Here is a 5,705-nt window from a genome sequence, read left to right as displayed (position 1 = left end):
GATTGAGCAAGCGGGTTTCTCTCTCAATCGAGTATGAGAGAATCTGGGTTTCTGAGCTCAGGACAATTGCTCAAAGCAGGAAAATGATTGAGCAAGCGGGTTTCTCTCTCAATCGAGTATGAGAGAATCTGGGTTTCTGAGCTCAGGACAATTGCTCAAAGCCGGAAAATGATTGAGCAAGCGGGTTTCTCTCTCAATCGAGTAGGAGAGAATCCGGGTTTCTGAGCGATCGGCAATTGCTGAGCATGAAAATGATTGAGCAACCGCGGGTTAAAAACTAGAGATTGCTAGCGATCGACATTTTGAGTGAATTTAGCACCCAGATGCTAAACGGCAAGCCCCCTATTCCCTCAACCTAGTGGGGAATTACTTTTTTGACATACTCCCCTGCCTAAAGGCGAGAGGATTCTTAACACTTCATCGACCAATGCTACCGAAGTAGTCTTACGAGCGCCTCCATGTTCATTTTAAGTCGTGGCAATGCCCTATCCCGACTATATGTATCGTTTTGTTTAAAAAACATTAACAATACTTTGTTTTGCTTCCAGGTTGGATTTTAACCATTGCCCTTGGGTCTTTCCCTATTACTGGATCAGTCCCGGTTTCAACTCAAGATGAGTATATATCGCTGCAATCTTAGGTGGGGATTTCAACCAATTAAACTATAGCATAAAGCCGTCCTAAAAGGACGGGGCTTGCATCCCATTTTCTCTGTCAATCAAAATCCGCCTCAATGATTCAACAAAAATGTTGTCTTGGCTGTCATATTCGGTAAAGAACTGCTTACGATTGGGCGTTTTACGATTTGGCGTTTGCGGTGGCTTTACCTGTAATCATTTTAGGTTAAATCCTATAGATTTAACTAGGTTTGTAACAAACTGTTACGAACCCGCAAGACTTAGGAAATGTCACAAGCGCTTTAGGGTGGTCTAGCCCCACAGCATTACCCACCAACTAAACGATAAACATCGGAACATCTGGACGTTTTAGTTGCCAACTTAAATAATTGGGCAGCTTACTCAACAGCACCTAAAGCTTTTAGCAAGGATTTTTGCCCTTGAGTTAAACCTGTAACGCCCTTGATATTCATGCCTTCATAAATTCTTGAAGGGGAGAGATTTTTGTCATACTTCTCCATTTCAACAGTTGAAAATTCAATGGTTTGTTCGCGGTCATCTCTAACTAAATTATGACTATTTTCTATGGGTGTACTAAAAACAGATTTGGCCAAATTAGATCCAGAAAAGTTAACTTTGTACAGATTAACACCCCTCATATCTGCTTGCCAAATAGTGATATCAGAAAAATCAGCGCCCGTTAAATCTAGTTGAAGTTGACATAATAAATTGAAGATATTACCAGCCCCATATCCGGGTGCTACACCCTGCTCTGCTAATTTGATTAAAATGTAATTGAGTTTTTCGGCTAACTTTTCGGTGGTGTTGTACGTAACTAGGAGTCGGGAAATTAAAGGCGTAACAATGGCGCTAATTTGATTTTTTCTGACCGACTCTTCGGCTGTAGCTTTAATCAGAGCATAGTTTTGAATAAAAGGAAATAAGGAACAAGAGGATGTAGAACTATTGCACTCTTCTCTAGTAATTTCTTGGTATAGTTGCTCAATTATTTTTTCTGTGATATAATCTCTGATTAATGGCTGCTGAGTGAAGCCAAAAATACTTTTTTCCGGGACTTGAATTGCGGCTTTTTCAATGAGAGAGCGCCACTGGAGAGATTCTAAGCTTTCTAATAATTCTGCGTGGAAAACGGGCGGGACGATATCATTTAGAAGTTCTGTAGGCAAAACTGGTTCTCGGTTAATGGCTAACCAGTAAATAATTTGTTTCTCTATCGGAGATAAGCGATTAAATTGTTCATCTAACCAAAGGCGAATGCCATTAAAAATAGTTTCTTCTTGTTCAAAGAAATCTCGAATATTTCCCGCAAATAAATCTTGTATGGAACTCGCTGCTATTTTTAAAGCTATAGGATTACCTTGGTAGCATTTTATTAGTTCCGCTTCTTCAGCAGGGGTTCCTATTAAAGACTTAAGTTTGAGGATTTCCTTGGCTGCGAATGGTGCTAAACCTTGAAGTTGCAAGCATCGGACGGGTAAAGTTGCTCCGGTTAAAGATGCAATTTCTCTCGCTTTTTCTCTGCTGACAATTAGCACGCAACTTTGGTGATTGGTTTCAGCAATTTGTCTCAGAAGTTGGCTGTAGTTAGAGAATCCGTCGCGGTAAGTGCCTGCATAGCTACCACTCTGGCAAAGGAAGTCTAAATCATCAAGGATAATCAGACACCGATGCTGCTGTAAATACTTGATAAGAAGAGAGATGCGTTCGCCTACAACCTGGGGTAAATCGGGATTTTGCTCCTTTGATAAAAATTGGATAATTTTAGCTAATTCTTCGGGTAAAGGTGAACTATCTCGCAGGCTTTTCCAGATGACAAATTCAAATTCACTTTGAATTTCTTCTGCTAACTTTACCGATAAAGCAGTTTTGCCAATCCCGCCCATACCGATCAGGGTAATTAAGCGGCAACGATCTTGTAAAATCCAATGTTTAAGGGTAGCTAATTCTTGAGTACGGCCGTAGAAAATAGAAACGTCGATCGCCTCTGATAAATTGTGGTGGGTTTTTGTTACTAAGGAAGGATTTGGGAAGGCGATCGCTTGTTCCTCTGGATAACGTTTTAAGCCCAAAGCTTCCCAAAGGTGACAATTAGCCCAACAATCGGGCAAATGGGGTGATGTTGTTGTCGGTGTTTTATCTGGAGACGGGCGTGTACATGATTCAAGGATTGAGTGAATATTGCGTTTTGTGACTTGAGTTCCCAATGCCAAAGAAATTGTTCGCCATAATTGGGAACCAATATCTTTTAAGTAGTCGGCATCGTATCCTGATGTATCCGCCATGTTTTGATAAGACTGTCCTTGCCAAGATTGGCGGAATACTAGGTCTTGAACGTCGTTTAAGTGGCCTGGTTTGAGTAGGGTGTCTAAAATGGCTAAGGCTTCTTCGAGAGTCATTAGCTGTAAGTGTAAAACAGTGACTAAGTAATTACTCTTATAGACTATCACTTTTTCTAACTCTTGTTACTTTTTTTTACTTTATTTATCAAATCTTCATATAAACTTCTGGCCTTTTCTGACTTTTTCCCACTGTGGAGGTTGAGGTCAGAAGGTTATTGTGTAACTACGAACTAAAGGACTCGTGAGCATAAGGTAAGTATGAAAAAAATCTGTAAATTGCCAACTATGTAACACCTTCTCTTATCACGAACACTTTGGAAATTAGTATCGATTCACTAAATTAACAACCTATCATTCAGAGAGGAACTGAAATGTTCACCCATAAACCTCCAAAATCTCCATACAATATTCTTTCTTTTGACGGTGGCGTAATTCGTGGTCTTTTAACGGCGGTTTTGCTAGAAAAGCTAGAAGAAGAGCTACAGGAAAAGAATCCCGAAAAGGAATTAAAAGATTACTTTGATATCATTGCCGGAACTTCCACAGGTAGCCTCATTGCTTGCGGAATAGCTAGTGGACTTTCCGCCAAACAACTGAAGGGATTTTACCTAGAAAATGGCATGAAAATTTTTCCTAATTTCAAAGAGACTTTGAAAGTTTGGTTGGGTGAGGTGATTCAGGAAAATATTGACTTCAGCAAATTAGATCCTTTACATCTATTTTGTCAAGAAGATAAGAATGACAAGAAATTTATGCTTCAACCTTTCTCCGATGGCAAAGGTCTGGAGGAGGTAATCAAAAGTGTATTTGGCTGTCAGGAATTTGGTCAATTGCCAAAATTAGTAGTCATCCCAAGCTACGATGTCTATAATCACGATGCTGTAATCTTCAAGAACTATCGAGAAGAGTATAAAACAATGCCAGTGTGGGAAGTTTGTAGAGCATCGTGCGCTGCACCTATGGCTTTTCCGGCTCACGTTACCCAGAATAAGGAATTTCTTAAATCTCTTAAAGTAAAGGCAACAACAGCTACCAAAGCAGGGAAAGAGACAACTATAAAAATCCCGGATGAAGGTATCCCTTTAATTGATGGCGGTGTTGTTGCCAATAACCCTGTACTTTGTGCGATCGCCGAAGGACGCAAACAATTTAAAGATTTTCCTTCTGTAGTCGCTTCTTTTGGTTCTGGTATGGCTTTGAATCGGATTACAGTTGAAGAAGCGAAAGAGTGGGGTAGCTTGAATTGGGTAAGTATAGTCAAAGGTATCCCGATGCTAGATGTATTGTTTGATGGTTCAAATGATGCCAATGATTATGTTGCCAAAGAATTACTTGAGGGAGAGAGCGAATACTTCCGCTTTCAACCGCTTCTGACAGAGAATGTCAAGGCTTTTAGTGCCGATCCAGATAATCTCTATTTATTGGTTGAGATAGCAGAAGAATTCCTTAAAACTAAGGAATGCAAGGAGGATATGAGTAAGCTTGTTAAATCTCTGACATCGCATCATTCCTTCTTGGATTCTATGCGGGAGGTAATTCCTCATTTGAGTCAATCGTAAGAGCACTATTGAGTCAAGATCAGAAAATTTCTTCCCCTGCAAGGATTTCTGGCATTCTCTGAGAGAAATTAGCCCACTAATTTCGATCTGACTTACGCATAAAGTCCTAGAAACTGGGTTTTTTACGAAAATACTTCGTTGAAGGCCACAGATTCAGTAAAAAACCTGGTTTCTTTAGTCGATATTGATGTTGAGTTACAGAAATTCCAACATCATTCATTTCAACAAATTTTAATTCTTGAGGTAAACTACCATGGCTACTTCTGATATAAAATCTGGTCAATTGGATAACAATGACATTATTTTTCCAGTTCCCCCTGAACTTAGTGGCTTCACCCGGGCTGATGAATATGACTTGAATACAGATGCGATCGGGGAAGCACTCAAGCTGGCTCTTACAACTACAGATCGAAACAGCAAATATGATCCGTTTCTGCAAGTTATAGATGTCAATACGGGTCGGGTGGTTGCTGATTCAGACGATGGATCTTCAGAGAGTCTAAACTCATTGATTGAAGCCGGTCAGCCTGCCGGAAATATTGATTTATTTGACGATCCGGCAATTCCTAATTCTTTGACAATTGACGGCAGCGCCAAGTACAAAGTCCGCGTCACCAGCGTGAATTCATTTACCAGCCCGTCGTCTACTTATCCCTACAGTTTGCGGGCCAGCGTTCCTAATGGTAATGTTAGTTTAGTTGCGAGAGGTAGCAACTTCAGCAGCAGCCCTCTAACGGGCAACTCTATCACCTTCGCTGGTAAATTGGAGAGCGCCAAAGACTTTACTTTTCCGGTCAAGGCTCCCAGTAGTGGCAGCACACTTGCTGATGAATTTCAAGTCAAAATATCCTCGGTGGGCGAACCGATCAAAATTTCCCTCAGCAGCACGACAAATGGCTTTGACCCTTATGTGGAAGTTGTCAACGCTAATACTGGGGAAGTTGTTGACTTCAATGATGACGGTGGCGGTGGTAAGAATGCGCTGCTTTCTGTCCCGTACCAAGCAAATACTGAATACAGAATCCGTGTCAGCAGTAAAACTGCATTAGCTTCCTCTGCTGATTACAGCTTACAGGTCAGCACTTCTTCGGGCAATACTGTCACTTTGACCCCCCGGAGTGGTGACACCGGATCATCGTCGAACAGTGGCGGTAACGGAACATCGACAG

At 41.0% G+C, this 5,705-nt stretch carries 2 protein-coding genes and 1 pseudogene; 2 read left to right on the top strand and 1 reads right to left on the bottom strand.

Features of this window, described 5'->3' with window-relative positions:
* Positions 1-1,015 precede the first annotated feature (1,015 nt).
* Entirely contained in the window at positions 1,016-3,034 is a 2,019-nt protein-coding gene (locus QT984_RS16370) for an NB-ARC domain-containing protein (protein ID WP_333212292.1), read from the bottom strand.
* A gap of 314 nt (positions 3,035-3,348) precedes the next feature.
* Here QT984_RS16370 and QT984_RS16365 point away from each other — a divergent pair, with 314 nt between their 5' ends.
* Complete coding sequence (locus QT984_RS16365) at positions 3,349-4,536, top strand: patatin-like phospholipase family protein (protein WP_333212294.1); 1,188 nt, start codon at positions 3,349-3,351, stop codon at positions 4,534-4,536.
* Between the two features lie 253 nt (positions 4,537-4,789).
* Positions 4,790-5,705 (top strand): annotated as a pseudogene (locus tag QT984_RS16360) (calcium-binding protein); the annotation flags it as partial.

Origin of the sequence: Microcoleus sp. Z1_B2, from assembly GCF_036700325.1 — a bacterium.
In the GTDB taxonomy this organism is placed as follows: domain Bacteria; phylum Cyanobacteriota; class Cyanobacteriia; order Cyanobacteriales; family Microcoleaceae; genus Microcoleus.
The sequence above is the reverse complement of the archived record's forward strand: the minus strand, read 5'-3'. Positions and strand labels throughout refer to the sequence as shown.